General features: G+C 64.5%; 17 protein-coding genes. 6 read left to right on the forward strand and 11 right to left on the reverse strand.

All coding sequences use genetic code 11. The annotated features are described in order from the left end of the window. Positions 1-457: 457 nt before the first annotated feature. Genes RM530_RS07300 through RM530_RS07325 form a run of 6 tightly spaced genes read right to left on the reverse strand, consistent with a single transcriptional unit; the run spans position 458 to position 5,262 of the window. The gene (locus RM530_RS07300) at positions 458-1,207 is read right to left on the reverse strand and encodes a pseudouridine synthase (RefSeq protein ID WP_311364564.1); all 750 of its coding nucleotides are present in this window, start codon (positions 1,205-1,207) and stop codon (positions 458-460) included. A gap of 27 nt (positions 1,208-1,234) precedes the next feature. After that, complete coding sequence (gene scpB / locus RM530_RS07305) at positions 1,235-2,002, reverse strand: SMC-Scp complex subunit ScpB (protein ID WP_311364565.1); 768 nt, start codon at positions 2,000-2,002, stop codon at positions 1,235-1,237. 13 nt (positions 2,003-2,015) lie between these two features. Then, the gene (locus RM530_RS07310; RefSeq protein WP_311364566.1) at positions 2,016-2,852 is read right to left on the reverse strand and encodes a segregation and condensation protein A; all 837 of its coding nucleotides are present in this window, start codon (positions 2,850-2,852) and stop codon (positions 2,016-2,018) included. Next, positions 2,849-3,856 carry a tryptophan--tRNA ligase gene (gene trpS / locus RM530_RS07315; protein ID WP_311364567.1) on the reverse strand — a complete coding sequence of 336 codons (1,008 nt, stop codon included), beginning with the start codon at positions 3,854-3,856 and terminating at the stop codon, positions 2,849-2,851. Before trpS ends, RM530_RS07310 begins: the two co-directional genes overlap by 4 nt. Positions 3,857-3,907: 51 nt before the next feature. Continuing rightward, positions 3,908-4,573 carry a site-2 protease family protein gene (locus tag RM530_RS07320; protein WP_311364568.1) on the reverse strand — a complete coding sequence of 222 codons (666 nt, stop codon included), beginning with the start codon at positions 4,571-4,573 and terminating at the stop codon, positions 3,908-3,910. A 44-nt stretch (positions 4,574-4,617) separates the two neighbouring features. Continuing rightward, positions 4,618-5,262 (reverse strand): L-threonylcarbamoyladenylate synthase, encoded by a 645-nt coding sequence (locus RM530_RS07325; protein WP_311364569.1) that lies wholly within the window; start codon positions 5,260-5,262, stop codon positions 4,618-4,620. Positions 5,263-5,328: 66 nt separating this feature from the next. Between RM530_RS07325 and ispZ the strand changes: the two genes are divergently transcribed. Genes ispZ through RM530_RS07340 form a run of 3 tightly spaced genes read left to right on the forward strand, consistent with a single transcriptional unit; the run spans position 5,329 to position 6,453 of the window. Continuing rightward, positions 5,329-5,862: a septation protein IspZ gene (gene ispZ, locus RM530_RS07330; RefSeq protein ID WP_311364570.1), complete on the forward strand. Its 534-nt coding sequence runs from the start codon at positions 5,329-5,331 to the stop codon at positions 5,860-5,862. 5 nt (positions 5,863-5,867) lie between these two features. Next, positions 5,868-6,170: a YciI family protein gene (locus tag RM530_RS07335; protein ID WP_311364571.1), complete on the forward strand. Its 303-nt coding sequence runs from the start codon at positions 5,868-5,870 to the stop codon at positions 6,168-6,170. Between the two features lies 1 nt (position 6,171). Next, positions 6,172-6,453: a BolA family protein gene (locus RM530_RS07340; protein ID WP_311364572.1), complete on the forward strand. Its 282-nt coding sequence runs from the start codon at positions 6,172-6,174 to the stop codon at positions 6,451-6,453. Here the strand turns inward: RM530_RS07340 and RM530_RS07345 are convergent. From RM530_RS07345 to smc, 5 genes are all read right to left on the reverse strand, one after another. Next, on the reverse strand, positions 6,411-7,586 hold the full coding sequence (locus tag RM530_RS07345; RefSeq protein WP_311364573.1) for a mechanosensitive ion channel family protein: 1,176 nt from the start codon (positions 7,584-7,586) through the stop codon (positions 6,411-6,413). The genes RM530_RS07340 and RM530_RS07345 overlap by 43 nt on opposite strands. Positions 7,587-7,652: 66 nt before the next feature. Next, positions 7,653-8,720, reverse strand: coding sequence for a hypothetical protein (locus tag RM530_RS07350; protein ID WP_311364574.1), 1,068 nt, complete (start codon positions 8,718-8,720; stop codon positions 7,653-7,655). Between the two features lie 192 nt (positions 8,721-8,912). Then, a complete protein-coding gene (gene ligA, locus RM530_RS07355; protein ID WP_311364575.1) occupies positions 8,913-10,976 on the reverse strand; it encodes an NAD-dependent DNA ligase LigA in 2,064 nt (687 codons plus the stop codon). Next, on the reverse strand, positions 10,973-11,875 hold the full coding sequence (locus tag RM530_RS07360) for a cell division protein ZipA (RefSeq protein ID WP_311364576.1): 903 nt from the start codon (positions 11,873-11,875) through the stop codon (positions 10,973-10,975). The genes ligA and RM530_RS07360 overlap by 4 nt, the downstream gene beginning before the upstream one ends. Beyond that, on the reverse strand, positions 11,872-15,378 hold the full coding sequence (smc, locus tag RM530_RS07365; protein WP_311364577.1) for a chromosome segregation protein SMC: 3,507 nt from the start codon (positions 15,376-15,378) through the stop codon (positions 11,872-11,874). The genes RM530_RS07360 and smc overlap by 4 nt, the downstream gene beginning before the upstream one ends. A gap of 159 nt (positions 15,379-15,537) precedes the next feature. On the opposite strand from smc, the gene queF reads away from it, so the two are divergent. The 3 genes from queF (at position 15,538) to RM530_RS07380 (ending at position 17,373) form a co-directional block, all read left to right on the forward strand. Further along, on the forward strand, positions 15,538-15,960 hold the full coding sequence (gene queF, locus RM530_RS07370) for a preQ(1) synthase (protein WP_311364578.1): 423 nt from the start codon (positions 15,538-15,540) through the stop codon (positions 15,958-15,960). A 94-nt stretch (positions 15,961-16,054) separates the two neighbouring features. Beyond that, positions 16,055-16,555, forward strand: a complete 501-nt coding sequence (locus tag RM530_RS07375) for an Mpo1 family 2-hydroxy fatty acid dioxygenase (protein ID WP_311364579.1) — start codon at positions 16,055-16,057, stop codon at positions 16,553-16,555. A gap of 272 nt (positions 16,556-16,827) precedes the next feature. Then, positions 16,828-17,373, forward strand: a complete 546-nt coding sequence (locus tag RM530_RS07380; RefSeq protein WP_311364580.1) for an AraC family transcriptional regulator — start codon at positions 16,828-16,830, stop codon at positions 17,371-17,373. Positions 17,374-17,381 lie beyond the last annotated feature (8 nt).

A 17,381-nucleotide genomic window follows, 5' to 3' on the forward strand; every position in this document is an offset into this window, starting at 1 on the left:
AATCGTTGGCCCCGCTTGCTCGATCGTCTGCAAGGCCGACAGGTCGCGCAAGCCGGGCTGGGTCGGTCGGCCATTGGCAAGCATTTCGTAGCGTTCGTGGACGCGCTAGACAAGGACGCTACTCAGAGCGCTCGACATCATTGCCTGCCAAGCTTCGATTGCGTGGGTGGCTGCGGCAATCGATTCCCAGGATGCCTGCACGACGGCGCTGTTCTGCCTGTCCTTCAGCGTATAGCCGACCCCTGAAGCGGTATTCCTCTGGGCTACGCTCTTCCCCAACGAGGACGCCTGCCTGCGCCTGGTGACCGCAGTGGCGATGGGGATTTCCGAGGAGTGGGTGACCGGTAAGGTCTACCTCACGATGGAGTAAACCGAGCAAGAGACCAACGAAGAATCAGTGAGAAATTGCAGAAACGGGGTTGCTTTATCTCGGAAGTTTCGGGGTCTGTGCCCGGCTTCAGAACTTGACCGCCGCTCGCAGAGCCTTGAGTTCATCGGGTGTCGCCTCACGATAGCCGGCGGACTTGATGCCACGCCCCAGCGAAATCGGCCCGTAACCGATACGGATCAGCCGGCTTACCTGACAGTTCTGGGATTCCCACAGCCGTCGCACCACCCGGTTGCGGCCCTGCTTCACCGTGACCTGGAACCAGCGATTGGCGGATTCCTCGTCTTCCTCGTCTGCCGGGCGCTGAGCGGCGATGATGCGCTCGAATCGAGCCGGGCCATCATCGAGTTCCACGCCCTGACGCAGGCGCTTGAGCGTGCCCTCGTCGATTTCGCCCAGAACGCGGACGGCGTACTCGCGCTGGATCTCATAACTGGGGTGCATCAGCCGCCGCGCCAGCTCGCCATCATTGGTGAACAGCAGCAGACCCGAGGTGTTGATGTCGAGCCGGCCGACCGCGATCCAGCGGCCGGATTCCAGCTTGGGCAGCTTGCGGAACACCGTGCGCCGCCCTTCCGGATCGTCTCGCGTAACCAGCTCACCGACGCGCTTCTTGTACAGCAGCACCCGCGTCGGCTGCGGTTTCACGGCCGTGCGGATGAAGCGACCGTCGACCTGAACGCGGTCGCCCGCGCCGATTTTCTGGCCAAGTTCGGCCGGTTTGCCATTGACGGCGACGCGCCCGGCGGCGATCCATGATTCGATTTCGCGGCGCGACGCCAGGCCGACACCGGCCAGTACTTTCTGGATGCGTTCCATGATGTTCGTTCGCGCTCGGTGAGTCCGTCAGTGAACCTGATTGGCAGGGCGACGGTCTTCGTCGATGTCGTCCGCGGGCGGCTCGGACTCGGGCATGCGCTCGTCCGGTTCGTCCGGGGAAAACTCGTCCGCCTCGCCTTCATTCCTTGTCTCGGGCTGCGGTGTCACGCTGCCCAGCCGCAGCAGCGCGGCTTCGAGCTGTTCCGAATCCTTGATCTCAGGCAAGTCCGGCAATTGGTCGAGTGACTTCAGATTGAAGTCGTCGAGAAACTGCGCGGTCGTCCCGAACAAGGCCGGGCGACCGGGCACTTCCTTGACGCCGACTTCGCGCACCCAGCCGCGTTCCTGCAGGGTGCGCAGAATATTGCTGGACACCGACACGCCGCGTACGTCCTCGATCTCGCCGCGCGTGATCGGCTGGCGGTAGCAGACCAGGGCCAGGGTTTCGAGCAGGGCACGCGAAAAGCGTGGCGGTTTTTCCTGCCACAGCCGCGAGACCCAGCCGGCATAGTCGCGACGCACCTGGATGCGAAAGCCGCTGGCGACTTCGCACAGTTCCACGCTGCGCCCTTCGAACTGGCTTTCCAGGCGGTGGATCGAGGCGCGAATGTCCTTGCGCAGCAATCCCAATTCCTCGCCGATCAGGCGCTGAATCTGATCAACCGACATCGGGCCGTCTGCGGACAGCAGCAGGGCTTCAAGGATACGGTCGACCTGCGCGTCCGATTCCGGCGACGACGACGGGCTCGCGTCCGGCGCATTCTCGAATGGCTGTTCGTCGGGTTCCATGGACATGCGGGAAAAGGGTTCAGACCGCTGCGGCAACGTCGGCGTCGGCGCCGGGCCGCGCGACGCCAAGCAGCAAGGGGGCGAAGGATCCATCCTGGCGCAGTTCGATCATCGCGCTTTTGACCAGTTCCAGCACGGCCAGAAAACTCACCACGATGCCGAGCCTGCCTTCGTTCGGATCGACCAGATCACTGAACAGCGAGGGCTGACTGGTGCTGAGGCGGGACAGAATATGACTCATGCGTTCGCGCACCGACAAGGGCTCGCGCTGCACCTGATGCGCCCCGCGCAGCTCGGCCCGTTGCAAGGTGTCGCGAAACGCCAGTACCAGCTCGCGCAAGGACGGCACCGCCAGCGGCACGGCAACGTCGGTGCGTTCCGGTTTGGCGTGCGCGACGAAGATCTCGCGACCGCTGCGCGGCAGATTTTCGATATTCTCGGCGGCGGTCTTGAAGCGTTCGTATTCCTGCAGGCGTCGCACCAGCGTCATCCGCGGGTCTTCTTCGAGTTCGTCTTCGGGCGCGCTGCGCGGCAGCAAGACCCGCGATTTGATCTCGGCCAGCAGCGCCGCCATCACCAGATATTCGGCCGCCAGTTCCAGCCGCAATTCCTGCATCAATTCGATGTACTGAATGTACTGGCGGGTCACCGCCAGGATCGGGATATCGAGAATGTCGAAATTCTGGCGACGGATCAGGTACAGCAGCAGATCCAGCGGACCCTCGAAGGCGTCCAGGAAGACTTCCAGCGCGTCCGGCGGGATGTACAGATCCTCCGGCAGCTTGTCGAGCAGTGCGCCGCGTACCTTGGGCAGCTTGTGCTCCTCGGCAATGGCGACGGCGCCCTCGATCGTCATTGCGGGATGAAACCGAGGGCTTCGTGCACCCGTGCCAGGCAGACTTCGGCGCGCGCCGAGGCGCGCTCGGCGCCGTCGCGCAGTACCGCATCCAGGGCGTCCTGGTCGGCGCGAATCTCGTGATAATGCTTTTGCACCGGTTGCAGCTGGGCGATCACCGCATCGGCCACGGCCTGCTTGAAGCTGCCGTAGCCCTGGCCGTCATAGGCGCGCGTGATCGCGTCGAAACTGTCGCCGGTACAGGCGGACAGGATGCTCATCAGATTGGAGACACCAGGCTTTTCGGCGAGGTCGTAGCGGATGCTGCCTTCCATGTCCGTCACCGCGCGCTTGATCTTGCGTTCGATGCGCTTGGGCTCGTCGAGCAGGTAGATCGCGTTGGTTTCCGCATCCTCGGACTTGGACATCTTCGCGGTCGGCGTCTGCAGGCCCATGATGCGCGCCCCCACCGGAGGAATCATCGGCTCGGGCACGGTAAATACATCGCCATGGAGACCGTTGAAACGCGTCGCGATGTCACGCGTCAGTTCCAGGTGCTGCTTCTGGTCCTCACCGACCGGAACCCGATGCGCGTTGTAGACCAGGATGTCCGCCGCCATCAGCACCGGATAGCTGAACAGGCCGGCGTTGATGTTGTCGGCGTGCTTGGCCGACTTGTCCTTGAACTGCGTCATGCGCGACAGCTCGCCGAACTGGGTGTAGCAGTTCAGCACCCAGGCCAGACGCGCGTGCGCCGGCACATGCGACTGCACGAACAGCACGTTCTTCTTCGGATCGAGGCCGCAGGCGATATACAGCGCGATGAATTCGTAGCAACGTTCGCGCAGCACGGCCGGGTCCTGGCGCACGGTGATCGCGTGCAGATCCACCAGCATGTAGTAGCTGTCGAACTCCTCGTGCAACTTCACCCAGTTCTTCAGCGCACCCAGGTAGTTGCCGATGGTGAGGTGCCCCGAGGGCTGGATGCCGGACAACACGACTTGTCGATTTTCGGTTTCGCTCACGGGAATTCTTGATTCGATTGATCGAGGTGGTCGGGACTTGCCGATTTCGCGCTACAGCCCGAGAACCGAGCGCACCAGCATTTCCATGAACCCGAACGGGAACCAGAACAGCGCGCCGAACGCCGGCACCATGGACGCGAGAATGATGAGGCCGAACAGGATCGCGATGCCGTAGGGCTCGATCCGGCTCAGCTTGTAGGCCTGCTGCGGCGGCAGAAAACCAGAGAGCACACGACCGCCGTCCAGCGGCGGAATCGGGATCAGATTGAGCACCATGAAAATCACGTTGATCATGATCCCGGCGTTGGCCATGTACATCAGCCCCATCCACAGACCGTCACCGCGACCCAGCGTCAGGCCGATCTTGAGGATCATGCCCCAAGCGATGGCCATCGCCAGGTTCGACATCGGTCCGGCCGCGGCCACCAGCGCCATGTGCTTGCGCGGATTGCGCAGATTGCTCTCGACCACCGGTACCGGCTTGGCCCAGCCGAAGAACATTCCGCCCAGCAACAAGGTGACGGCCGGCAGCAGCAGCGTACCCACCGGGTCGATGTGCTTCAGCGGATTCAGGCTCAGGCGCCCCTGATTGGCGGCCGTGTGATCGCCGAAGGCACGCGCCGCCCAGCCGTGAGCAACCTCGTGCAAGGTAATCGCCAGCAGGACGGGCAGCGCATAGATCGCAAGCTGCTGAATCAGGGAAAACGACGAACTCATCGCGGAATCGATCTTGTGGGTGGCGTCATCGGGCTTCGGTCGGCTCAGTCGTATTGCGAGTCCGAGGCATGCTCCATCCAGGCCACACGACCCTTGCCCTGGCGGACCAGCTTGGGCTCGCCATCCGTCAGGTCGAGGATCGTGGTGGGTTCGTAGCCACAATTGCCGCCGACGACGACCACGTCCACCAGACGGTCGAGCTGGGCTCGTACCTCTTCCGGATCGCTGACCGGCAGATGGTCCGGCGGCAGGATCAGCGTGACGGACAGCAAGGGTTCGCCCAGTGCCTCCAGCAAGGACTGCGCGATGGCGTTGTCCGGAATGCGCAGGCCGAGGGTCTTGCGCTTCTCGTGTTGCAGGCGCCGCGGCGCTTCGTTGGTGGCCTGGAGCACAAAGGTGTACGGCCCCGGCGTCATCGACTTGAGCAGCCGGAACTGGGCATTGTCGACGCGGGCATAGGTCGAGATTTCCGAAAGATCGCGACACACCAGGGTGAACAGATGGTGCTTGTCGAACTGGCGGATCGCCCGAATCCGGTCCGAAGCGGCCTTGTCGCCGAGGTGGCAACCCAGGGCGTAACAGGAATCCGTGGGGTACGCGATCACCGCGCCCTTGCGCAGATGCGCGCCGATCTGGGCAAGTAGCCGCTTCTGCGGATTCAGGGGATGAACGGAAATCCAGTCTGCCATGCCCTATTGTAGGGTTTCTTGCCGTGCTCGGTCCTACTCGTGACCGACCCACCTTATAATCAGCGCATGAAACAAGTTCTGGATTTCCTGCCGGCCGTCGCCTTTCTTGCCGCGTATGTCCTCGGCGACATCTATCAGGCCACCATCGCGCTCATCGCCAGCCTGGCGCTGGTGGTGATCGCCTATGGAATCCTGGAACGGCGCCTGCACAAGACGCACTTCATCACCCTGCTGGTGGCCGCGGCCCTGGGCGGGCTGACGCTCTACGTTCATGACCCGCGCTTCATCAAGTTCAAGCCAACCGCCATCTACGCGCTGTTCGCGCTGGCGCTGCTGGGCAGCCAGCTTTTCGGCCAGAAAGTGCTGATGCAGCGCTTCGGCAGCAAAATGGTGGACCTGCCCGAAGCACTGTGGCGCAAGATCAACCTGGCTTGGGCGGTGTTCTTTGTCGGTCTGGCGGTACTCAATCTGTTCGTGGCGCAGGAATTTTCCGAGGCCACCTGGGTCAAGTTCAAGGTGTTCGGCTTCACCGCGCTGACCTTCGCCTTCCTGATCGCCCACGCCCCGTTCGTGGCGCGCTATCTGCCGAAGGAAGAATAGGCCGCATGCTCTACATGATTCTCGGAACGGACGCGCCGGATTCGATGAACGCGCGCGCACTGGCGCGCCCCAAGCACCTGGACCATCTGCAGGCGCTGCAGGACCAGGGCCGGCTGATTCTCGCCGGACCGCGACCACGGGTCGATTCGGCCGATGCCGGTGCCGCCGGCTTTCACGGCAGCCTCATTGTCGCCGAGTTCGACTCGATCGACGCGGCGCGAGCCTGGGCCGCGGCCGACCCCTACGCCCAGGCCGGTGTGTTCTCCGAGGTGCTGGTGCAGCCGTTCGTGAAGGTGTTTCCGCGCTGACATGGATCGTATCGCCGCCATTCGAGACTGTTTGACCCAGCGCTTCGCGCCGCAGCAACTCGACATCGGGGATGACAGCGCGCTGCACGCCGGCCATGCCGGGGCCGCCAGCGGGGCTGGGCATTATCGGGTTCACATCGTCAGCCAGGCGTTTCGCGGCATGGCGCCGCTGGCCCGTCACCGCGCGGTCTACGACGCCGTGTCCGAGCTGATGGGACGCGAGATTCACGCCCTTTCGATTCAGGCGCGATCGCCGGAGGAAGCTTCGCCGGGCAAGGCCTGATCGGCCGCGTCCATGATCGGCGCCGGTACCTGCTTGAGCCACAGATCGCGCTGCGGGAACGGGATCGAAATGCCGTTGCGGCGAAAACTGTCGTCGATCCCGAATCGAAGGTCGCTCGCCACGATGAAGCGCCGCTCCACGAAATGGATGAACACGCGCAGTTCGAAGTCCAGCGAACTGTCGCCGAAGTTGGTGAACAGCACCTGCGGCCCTGGAACGTCCGGCAACTCCCCTGCCTTGATCGTGACCTCGTGTCGACTGGCGACCTCCAGCAGCAACTCACGCACACGCCGCGTATCCGAACCATAGGCCACCCCCACGGCGACGTTGATGCGACCGACGTTGTCGCGCAAATTGAGGTTGGCGACGGCATTGGACAGCAGATCCGAATTCGGCACCACGATGCTTTCGCGGCCCACGGTTTCGATCTCCGTGGAACGAATGCGGATGCGCCGCACGAAGCCCTCGTTGCCGTTGACGGTGATGTAGTCGCCGGTGCGCACCGGCCGCTCGAACAGGATGATCAGCCCGGACACGAAGTTGTTGACGATGTTCTGAAGTCCGAAGCCGATGCCGACCGACAGGGCACCCGCCACGATCGCGAGCTTGCTGAAATCCAGACCGGCCACGGACAGCCCCACGATCGCGGCCACCACGAAGGTGGCGTAGCCGAACAGCGTGGCCACCGAATCGCGGGTGGAGGGCTCGACATGGGTCTTGGGCAGCCAGTCCAGCTCGATCTTGCGCTTGAGCCGTCGCGTGAAGGTGAACAGCAGCGCGAACCAGAACAGGCCCAGCAGCAACTGCGCCGGCACGATTTGCACGCTGCCGATGTGCAGGCCGCCACGCGTGAGATGCTCGCGCAGCGATTCGCCGATCTCGGACAGCCCCCAGACCTGCAACAACTTCCAGGCGGCCAGCGGCCACAACAGCAACTGCACGGCCAGGAACAGCCAGCCGAGTTCGCCCAGTTCCTTGCCCGGCGCGACGCCCAGCCAGCCACGCAGCGTCTGTTGCCAGCGGAAGCGTCCCTCGTTGAGGGTGCGACCGAGATAGCCGATCAACCAGGACAGCCCCAGGCCGGACACGACGATGGCGACGGTCCACACCCATCTTGGATCGATGTATTGCAAGCGGAATTCCGAATCAAAAGTCCCCGCGCGAAGATAGCACTGCGCGCCAGCGCCGCGCGCAAACGATCAGGCCTGAGCGGGTACCCTGCGGCGACGATGGCGACGCCACTTGCGTCCGCAACGGCCGGAGCACAGCAGCCCTTCGAACCCCAGCCAGGCGGCGAAGAATCCCATCAGCGCGGCGTCCCAGCGTTGCAGAGCGGCCGCGATGAAGTCCGGCACATTGCCCTTGTAGACGCCCTTGAACAAACCCAGCAGCGGATGCGGTCGCATCAGCAAGCGTCGCTGATCGGCGAGCAGCGCCAGCCCGCGGCTGCCCTTGCGTGATGCCTTGGCCAGCCAGATGCCGGCTTCGTCGCCGAGCTTGAGCGTTTCGATCCCGCCGCGACCCGATAGCCACAGCGCGAAACTTCCGCCTGGTGTTTGCGCATAGCGCGTCGCCAGCTTGAGCTCCGAGGCGTCGTCGACATTGCGCAGTATTCTCAGGGCCGGCGCCGGCCCGGCACGGCGGCCGAGCCGCGTCGCGTCTTCGACGACATCGACCAGCGGCGCAGCGCGGCGCTCACGCAGCGCCGTTCGCGACAATCTCGCCAGCGACTTGGCGAAAGTCCGGGTCATCGACCCGCTGCGTCGCGCGAACTTGAGCAAGGCGGCGCCGAGATCCAGCTCCGGCGCCACGGTCAGCACGATGCCGGCCCCCGACAGCGCGACGATGATGTCGTCGACCTCCTCGCCGCGAATCGCGCGACCGGACTGAATCACCAGATCGCGGATGTCACCGAACACGAACAGATCGGCGACCACGGCCCCGCCCAGCGCCTCGACACTCTCGCCCTGCCCGGTCAGAGCGCCGCGACCGACTTCGCGCACACGGCGTGCCCAACTGTCCCGTTGCGTGATGATGCGTTCGCGCAACGACCCGAGTTCGGCGACCGAGTCGCCTGCCTCGAGTCCGGCATCGACCACCAGCAGCGCCTCGGAATAGCGCGCTTCGGCCCGGAGCGCCTGCGCCTCCTGCAAGTAGTCGTAGTCCGGAAGCGCCGCCAGTTCGGCACGCAGCTTCAGCGACGGCCAGTCCGGCAGGCACAGAAACAGCAAGCTGCCGGCAATCACCGCGCGCACGGCCGACCCCAAGATTCCACTCCAATCCGTCATCGCGCGATTCTAGCTACGGCCAGAGCCGGCATTCGCGCGCCAGCATTCCGGGCTCCGGTGAAACCTCGGCATATCCTGACCTGGGCTGAGCTGAATCGACATTAGCGCGGCCCGCGCCTGTTCCCGCCATGAACGTTCTGCATCACGCCAGCCCGGCTCCGGGCCGGCAATCTAGGCCGGATCTTCGATCAGGCGCCGGAGCGCTTCCAGATCGATCACCGGAACGCCGAGCTTTTCGGCCTTGGCCAGCTTGGAGCCGGCCGCTTCGCCGGCCAGCACGTAGTCGGTCTTCTTCGATACCGAACCGCTGACTTTGCCTCCCTGCGCCTCGATCAGCGCACTGGCTTCATCGCGGCTCATGCCCGGCAGGGTGCCGGTGATGACGAAGCTCTGCCCGGCCAGCGGGCCTTCGACCGGTGCCTGCTCGATACTGGGCCAGTGCACACCGGCCGCCCGCAGACGGTCGATGACTTCGAGGTTCTGTGCCTCGGTGAAGAAATGGCAGAGATGGGCGGCGACGATCGGCCCGATGTCCGGCACCGCCTGCAGCAGCGGGCAGCGATCCTTGTCGCGTTCGGCGTGCGCGGTGGGCAGATCGGTCTGCGCGGCCGTCAGCAAGGCGTCGAGCTCACCGAAATGCCGGGCCAGCTCGCGCGCCGTGCTCTCGCCGGTTTGCGGCACGCCGAGCGCGTAGAGAAACCGGTCCAGCGTGGTCTGCTTGCTGCGTTCGATCGCATCCACGAGGTTCTGCGCGGATTTGTCGCCCATGCGCTCCAGGCCCACCAGGTTCTCGGCGTCCAGACGATAGATGTCGGCCGGCGATTTCACTTCGCCGGCATCGATCAACTGGCTCAGCAGCTTGTCACCAAGACCATCGATATCCATCGCCCGGCGTGACACGAAATGCAGCAAGGCACCATGCAACTGGGCGCGGCAGGACAGGCCATTGGTGCAGCGCGCGGCCGATTCGCCTTCTTCGCGTTCAACCTTGCCGCCGCAGACCGGGCACGCCAGCGGCTGCTCGACGGCACGCGCATCGTCCGGACGCCGTTCCACGATCACGCCCTTGACCTCGGGGATCACGTCGCCGGCCCGGCGCACGATCACCTGATCGCCGATGTGAATGTCCTTGCGGATCACTTCATCCATGTTGTGCAGCGTCGCGTTGGAGACGGTGACGCCGCCGACGAACACCGGCTCCAGCCGCGCCACCGGCGTCAATGCGCCGGTGCGGCCGACCTGGAATTCCACATCGCGCAGGGTGGTCACGGCTTCCTCGGCCGGAAACTTGTGGGCGATTGCCCAACGCGGCGCGCGCGAGCGGTAACCGAGTTCCTCACGGCCAGCGAGATCGTCGAGCTTGTAGACCACGCCGTCGATATCGAACGCCAGGGTCGCGCGCGCGCGACCGATGCGCTGGTAGTAATCGAGGCAGGCGTCCACGCCATCGAGTTTTTCGATCAGGGTCGAAACCGGAAAGCCCCAGGCCCGCAGACCTTCCATGACCTCGAAGTGGCTATCGAACAGCGGTCCGCCTTCGATCTGGGCAAGCGCATAGGCGAAAAAGCTCAAGGGACGCTTCGCCGTCAGCCGCGAATCAAGCTGGCGCAGGCTCCCGGCGGCGGCGTTGCGCGGGTTGACGAAGGGCTTTTGGCCTTCGGCCTCCAGGCGCGCGTTCATCAGGCGAAAGCCTTCACGCGGCATGTAGACCTCGCCGCGCACCTCCAGCCGCGTCGGATAGCCTTCGCCGCGCAGCGTCAAGGGAATCGCACGGATGGTGCGCAGATTGGCGGTGATGTTCTCACCGGTTTCGCCGTCGCCGCGCGTCGCGCCGCGCACCAGACGACCGTTCTCGTACTGCAGCGACACCGCCAGACCGTCGAGCTTGGGTTCGGCGACGTAGACAACGTCGTCGCGACCCAGTCCCGCGCGCACACGCCGGTCGAAGTCGCGTAGTTCGCCTTCACTGAAACAGTTGTCGAGCGACAGCATCGGCACCGTGTGACGAACCGACTCGAATTCCTGCAAGGACGCGCCGCCCACGCGCTGCGTCGGCGAATCCTCGGTCCGCAGTTCGGGGTGTTCGGATTCGAGTTGCTGCAGTTCACGAAACAGCCTGTCGTATTCGGCGTCCGGAATGCTCGGATCGTCGAGCACGTAGTAACGATGATTGTGTTCGGCCAGTTCGCGGCGCAGGGCAGCTGCGCGCACCTGCGACTTGGGCGACGCGCTCATTCGTTGTCGGTGGCCCAGCCCTGCACTTCGGTGCGCAGTTGGGCGGCCAGTGCCTCGGTCAGCGGGGCACGCTTGGTATCGTAAAGCTGCGCATTGAGCGCCTCGGCCAGCTCGCGGCCGGTGTCGAGGAAATCCTCGTAGGCCTGCTCGGCGGCCACCGGCCCTGGCAGAACCATGAACATCGACAGACCCGGAGTGCTGAACTCGCTGGCCTCGGCCGGGTCGAGATGTCCCGGCTTGAGCAGGCTGGCCACGCCGAACACGGTTTTGCTGCGACCCTGCGCATCGCTGGCGACACGCTCGTAGATCTTCATCTTGTCGCCGTAGCGCAGGCCGGCGCTTTGCAGTGCGCGGTGAATCTGCACGCCGTCGATGTAGGTGCCTTCCCGTTCGGCGATGTAGAACGCGACGATCTTTTCGTCGATTGCCTTGGGCGGCTCGGGCGGTTCAGGCGTCGCCGGCACCGGCGCTTCTGCGACAGCTTCGGGCGGCACGGCGGGTTCTTCGATGTATTCCGGCTGCACAGGCGGCAGGTCCGGCTCGCTGTCCGCGACGGGCTCGGGCGCCACGGCAGCGGCGCGCTGCCCGGTCAGAATCGGGTCGAGCCGCGGCTCGCCGCGACGGCGCGGCTGGCCGACACCGAACTCGTCGAATCCGGTGCCGCTTCCGGATGCCTCGCCGCCGGTCGCACCATTGCCCGGCGCTTTCTTCCACAGGTCCATCTGGTCCGCAGCCTCGGCCGCATGCGGCGGTGTCTTGACGCTGCCGGACACTTCACGCTTGCGGCGCTTCCTGCTCGGCTTGGGACGATCGGCGTTGGCCTTGTGGCGCCCGATCAAATAAAGCGCGATCAATACCGCGATCGCGAGGATCAACAGCGACAAGTGCAAGCTGCTCATGCGGCTTCTCCGGCCAACTCCAGTGCCTGATTGACGTCGACGCTCACCAGCCGCGACACGCCCGGCTCTTGCATGGTGACTCCGTGCAGATGTTCCGCGAGTTCCATCGTGATCTTGTTGTGGGTGATGATGATGAATTGCACGTTGGTCGACATCTCCCGGATCACGTCCACGAAGCGACCGACGTTGGCGTCGTCCAACGGGGCATCGACTTCGTCGAGCATACAAAAAGGTGCGGGATTGAGTTCGAACAGGGCGAACAGCAGGGCCACGGCGGTCATCGCCTTTTCGCCACCCGACAGCAGGTGGATCGTGGTGTTGCGCTTGCCCGGCGGGCGCGCCATGACGCGTACACCGGTATCGAGCAGGTCTTCGCCGGTCAGTTCGAGATTGGCTTCGCCGCCGCCGAACAGCCTGGGGAAGCGGTCGCGGAAGATCGCGTTGACGCGGTCGAAGGTCAGCCTGAAGCGATCCTTGGTTTCCTTGTCGATCTTGCGGATCGCTTCCTCCAGGGTTTCCAGCGCGGCGGTGATGTCCTCGTACTGCTCGGTGAGCACGGACTCGCGGCCGCCAGCTTCTTCCAGCTCCTGAATCGCTGCCAGATTGATCGCGCCGAGCCGCTCGATGCGCCGTGCCATCGAAGCCAGCTTTTCCTCCCACACCGCAGGCGTGGAATCTTCGCTCAATTCGGCCACCAGAGCCGCGTACTCGAACCCGGTCTCGGTGAATTGCTCGGTGAGCGCGCGCCGCCGTTCCAGCGCCGCCTGCGAATCGAGCTGGGTCTGTTGCAGGCGCTCGCGCGCGGCTTCCACCGCCATGTCCACGGCGCGCTGCTGTTGCAGCACTTCCGAAAGTCTGGCCTCGGCGGCGGCGCAGCGTTCGCGCGCAGCACGTAAAGCGTCCCGGGCCGCCTGCGTTGCGGCACGCGCAGCTTCCAGCTCGTCACGATGCGTGGCGATCGGTTGATCGAGTTCGGCGGCCTGCTGCAGCTGCTCGTGATGCTGTTCGGCCAGGGATTCACGACGGCCGCTGAGTTCCTCCAGTGCCTGCTCCAGCGCCGTCAACGAACTGCGCGTGGACGCCAGCTGGACCTGCGTCTGATTGCGGCCTTGCTGGACACGCGCCATTTCGCCGCGTGCCTGATTCAGTGCGTCTCGTGCCTGAGCCTGCGCCTGCTGCAGTTCCACACGTTCGCCACGCAGACGCTCGGCCACCGCCTCCAGCTGCGAGAGATTGGATCGTGCCTCGGCCAGTTCGTGCGCGCGCTCTTCACGAGCCTGGGTCTGCGCCTCGATCTCCGTCTGCAACTGGCGGGAACGCGTCTGAATCTGCTCCAGTCGTACCGCCTGCGCCTGGCGGTAGGCCATGCGCTGCGCCTGGCGCTGACGGGATTGATCGAAACGGCCCGCCAATTCGCGGCGCTCGGCTTCCATCGCCTGCATGCGCTGGCGCGCAGCATCGAGCTGCTGCTCGCGCTCGCGCACCAGTGCGGCGACTTCTTCGGCCTGTTGGCGCAATTGCTTGAGCAGGCGGCCGCGCGCGATCACGCCACCCTTGTCCTGCTCCGCGCGCGGGAAACGAGCCCAGCCGTGGCCGCGCCAGACACCGTCGGTGTCGATCACCGATTCGCCGGCCGGCAGCGACGGCAGCAGTTGCGCAGCGGCCTCGGCCGAGTCCGCACAATGGATGGTCTGCAACCAGGCCAGCGCGCCGGCCGGTCCGCGTACGCGGGCGGCCAGCCGGCCCGGCGCGACCGCGCCATCGGATTCGGAAGCGGCCACCAGCGCTGCACCGGTTTTCGGTCCCAACCGGGTTTGTTCGAGCGTGCTCGTCTGCGGCGCGATCGGCGCCTGCAGCAGATCGCCGAGCACGTATTCCACGGCCGACTCCCAGCCCGCCTCGACCTGAATAATGCTCGCCAGACGCGGAGCTTCCTGCAATTCCAGACTTTTGAGCCATTCGCCCAGTGCCTGGTCGTCCTGGCGCAGGGCCGCGTTCTGCAGGGTTTCCAGCGAAGCCATGCGTCCGCGCGAGGATTGCAGCGTCTGCCGGGATTCGTGCAGCGCCGAGTCCAGGGCCGAACGCTCCTCGCGCAGCTGGGTCAGGGATTCATCGAGGATTTGCAAACGCGCCTGGCCGTTTTCGATCTCCACCTGCAGCCGGGCCAGTTCCTCGTCGACATCGAACAGGCTGGACTGCAGGGGCGACAGATCCAGCGCGGCATGCTCCTTCTGCACGCGCTGCAGGCGCTCATCGGCCTGCGACAGGCTCCGCTCCAATTCACGCGCACGCACGCGCTCGCCCTCGGTCTGCACCAGCGGCGCCTCGGCGCGCTGCGTGAATTCCTCCCAGCGCGTCTGCACCGTGGCCTGCACCTCCTCGGCCTCGATCAGCGCGGACTGGGCGGCGGCTTCCCGCGCCACGGACTGCTCGGCCTGCTCAGCCTGCGCCTGCTCGGCGCGACGCAGCGACTCCAGCCGCGCGGCTTCCTGAGCATTGCGCTGCTCCAGATCGCGCAGTTGCAGCGCGAGCTGGTCGATCTCGCGCTGCTTCAGGGTCTTGAGTTCGTGGGCGTGCTGCAGATTCTGTTCAAGCCGCGCCAGTTCGGCCTCGACCTCGTAAACCCGACTCTGCTCGGCAGTCAGGCTGGCATTGGCCTCTCGATGCGTGGTTTCCGCAAGGCCGCGCGCTTCGACCTGGGACTGCGCCGCGGCGCGCGCCGCTTCGAGCACATTCTCGCACTGGCTGATTGCGGCTTCCTGAATGGCGCAGGCGCGCTCCTGTTCACGCACCCGCAGGGCCAGCAGCTCCGCTTTGAGGAGACGTTCCTGCTCCTTGAGTTCCTTGAATTTCTCGGCGTTGGCCGCCTGCCGGCGCAGCGTATCCAGTCGCGCCTGCAGTTCGCCACGCAAGTCATTGAGTCGCGACAGGTTTTCGCGCGTCCCGCGAATCCTGGATTCGGTTTCGCGGCGGCGCTCCTTGTATTTGGAAATTCCGGCGGCCTCTTCCAGCCACATCCGAAGTTCCTCCGGCTTGGCCTCGATCATGCGCGAAACCATGCCCTGCTCGATGATCGCGTAACCAGTGCGATTGCCCAGACCGGTGCCGAGAAACAGATCCAGCACATCGCGCTTCAGGCACTTGGAACCGTTGAGGTAATACTGGGAACCGCCGTCGCGCGTCAGCTCGCGCTTCACCGCGATCTCGTTGTAGGCCGCGTAGGGCCCCTGCACCGTTGCATCGGCGTTGTCGAACATCAACTCGACCGAAGCGCGTCCCACCGGCTTGCGGGTCCGCGAGCCGTTGAAGATCACATCGTCCATCGACTCCGAGCGAAGCTGCTTCATGCTGGATTCGCCGAGCACCCAGCGCACCGCATCGATCACATTCGATTTGCCGCAGCCATTGGGCCCGACGATGGATGTCAGATTGGACGGCAGCGGCAATACGCTGGGGTCCACAAAGGACTTGAAGCCGGCCAGTTTGATTTGCGAAAGGCGCATTCGTTCTTGAAAGGCGGCCCGCCCCCAGGCGCGCTGCGTGCAGAGTTTCGGAGCTGGAAAGCCCGCAAGTGTAGTGGATCGGTGACGCTTGTATGAATGCGTATTTGCCTCGATCAGCCCGTACAATGCGCAGCCTTCCGCCACGAGGCCCGTTTGACCGTGACAAGCTCGCCCAGCAAGACCCTCGAGACCTTCCCCAACCCCAGTCCGCAGCGTGATTTCACGATCCGAATGCGGATACCGGAATTCACCTGCCTGTGCCCCAAGACCGGACAACCCGACTTCGGGACGATCTATCTGGAATATGTGGCGGACGCCCTGTGCGTCGAGCTCAAGGCACTCAAGCTCTACATCTGGAGCTTCCGCAACGAGGGCAAGTTCCACGAAGCCGTCACCAATGAAATTCTCGACGATCTGGTCGCCGCGCTGGCGCCGCGCTGGATGCGGGTAACGGCCGTCTTCAATGTGCGCGGCGGCGTCTACACCCATGTGGTGGCCGAACAGCGGCAGGACGGCTGGCACGGCGCGATTCTGCCGGCCGCCTGGCATGTGGACCCGACCGGTGCCGGCGAAACGCCCTGAGGCCGTTCAGGCGGCGCCTCATGCTCAGGTCCTTCCGGAAGTGTTCGTACAAGACAATGTCGCCCGCAGCACGCAGAATCCCTTCATCGACTCAATGCCGGAGACAGCCGTGCGCTCGCTGGAACAATTTCTGACTGATTACTCGAAGAGCCACCGAAATCCGACCAATCGCCTGATTCACTATGTCTGCGTGCCGGTGATTTTTTTCGCGACACTCGGGCTGTTCTGGCTGGTTCCGATCGGCCGATGGCTGGGTCTGGACGGTGTTGCCGCCAACGGCGTGAATCTCGCCACGCTGGCGGCGGTGCTGGCTCTCGTGTTCTACGCCCGCCTGTCCGCCGCCAGCTTCGTTTCGATGCTGGCTTGGAGCGCCGTGAGTTTCGCCGTGATCCTGGCGATCGAATCGACCGGCGGTTCCATGCTCGTGATCTGTGCCAGCCTTTGGCTTGCAGCCTGGGCGCTGCAGTTCTACGGGCACAAGGTCGAGGGCGCAAAGCCGTCGTTCGCAGACGATCTGGTGTTCCTGCTGATCGGCCCGCTATTCGTCCAGCACGAACTCATCGGCTCGCCGGGCAAGGGCAAGTCCCAGGCCTGAGTCGTCGAGTGAGCCTCAAGAGGCCCGTCGTGCGGACTTCGTGCTATAGCGTGAATCACGCGCAGCGTGATGCCGACCTGCCCTCGCCCGCTCGCGAATGCGAGCGGTGGGTGAGGGGAACGACCATGCCGCAAGTGGCACCCTGCACAATCGCCTGCACAATCGCCCGCACCACCACCTCGCACTGTCCCTGCTGATTTCCGACTCGAAGTTCGACCTCCGGCTTCAAGGTCGGCCCGGATGTCGTGCAAAGCCTGAACGCAGAGACAGCCGTGACGATCGTGCATGTCGATCCGGACCACGGACTGTGTCGATTGCTGTTTACGGCGCTGGACAATGCGGACGTCCTGATTCCGCAGCCCGCCCCGTCGAGCTCCATACAGAAAGCACTGTCTCCGTCGCGATTGCGGAACCTTGATTGCGGTTCGATCCGTAACATTCTGTGCGACGCGCTGACGGCCTCGTTCGACCTCCACCCGCTCGAATCCGCGCCGGACTCACGCATCGCTCAACTGTGCCGCCGCCTGCGTAGCCAAGCGCCAGAAGTTCCCACAGTGGCCGCGATTGCGGCGGAAATGCAACTGTCGGGATCGCGGCTCGCGCATCTGTTTCGACAGCAGATGGGCGTCGTGCTGAAACGCTTCCTGATGCACCTGCGTCTTCAACATGCGATGCGTGCCTGGGGGCCGGGTTGCAGCTTCAGCGAGATCGCAGTGGATGCCAGCTTCTACGATCAGGCCCACCTGATATGCCCGACGCGCGGCATGCTCGACTTCCTGCCGTCCTTAGCTTGCAGACCCAAGTCTGCATTGAGTTGAATCGCTGC

The organism is Banduia mediterranea (genome assembly GCF_031846245.1).
GTDB classification, from domain to species: Bacteria; Pseudomonadota; Gammaproteobacteria; order Nevskiales; family Nevskiaceae; genus Banduia; species Banduia mediterranea.

Bases quoted from the DNA above. Each gene is read 5' to 3' on its own strand.
- RM530_RS07300 (WP_311364564.1), bottom strand. From the start codon at position 1,207: ATGGAACGCATCCAGAAAGTACTGGCCGGTGTCGGCCTGGCGTCGCGC.
- scpB (WP_311364565.1), bottom strand. From the start codon at position 2,002: ATGTCCATGGAACCCGACGAACAGCCATTCGAGAATGCGCCGGACGCG.
- RM530_RS07310 (WP_311364566.1), bottom strand. From the start codon at position 2,852: ATGACGATCGAGGGCGCCGTCGCCATTGCCGAGGAGCACAAGCTGCCC.
- RM530_RS07320 (WP_311364568.1), bottom strand. From the start codon at position 4,573: ATGAGTTCGTCGTTTTCCCTGATTCAGCAGCTTGCGATCTATGCGCTG.
- RM530_RS07325 (WP_311364569.1), bottom strand. From the start codon at position 5,262: ATGGCAGACTGGATTTCCGTTCATCCCCTGAATCCGCAGAAGCGGCTA.
- ispZ (WP_311364570.1), top strand. From the start codon at position 5,329: ATGAAACAAGTTCTGGATTTCCTGCCGGCCGTCGCCTTTCTTGCCGCG.
- RM530_RS07335 (WP_311364571.1), top strand. From the start codon at position 5,868: ATGCTCTACATGATTCTCGGAACGGACGCGCCGGATTCGATGAACGCG.
- RM530_RS07340 (WP_311364572.1), top strand. From the start codon at position 6,172: ATGGATCGTATCGCCGCCATTCGAGACTGTTTGACCCAGCGCTTCGCG.
- ligA (WP_311364575.1), bottom strand. From the start codon at position 10,976: ATGAGCGCGTCGCCCAAGTCGCAGGTGCGCGCAGCTGCCCTGCGCCGC.
- RM530_RS07360 (WP_311364576.1), bottom strand. From the start codon at position 11,875: ATGAGCAGCTTGCACTTGTCGCTGTTGATCCTCGCGATCGCGGTATTG.
- smc (WP_311364577.1), bottom strand. From the start codon at position 15,378: ATGCGCCTTTCGCAAATCAAACTGGCCGGCTTCAAGTCCTTTGTGGAC.
- RM530_RS07375 (WP_311364579.1), top strand. From the start codon at position 16,055: ATGCCGGAGACAGCCGTGCGCTCGCTGGAACAATTTCTGACTGATTAC.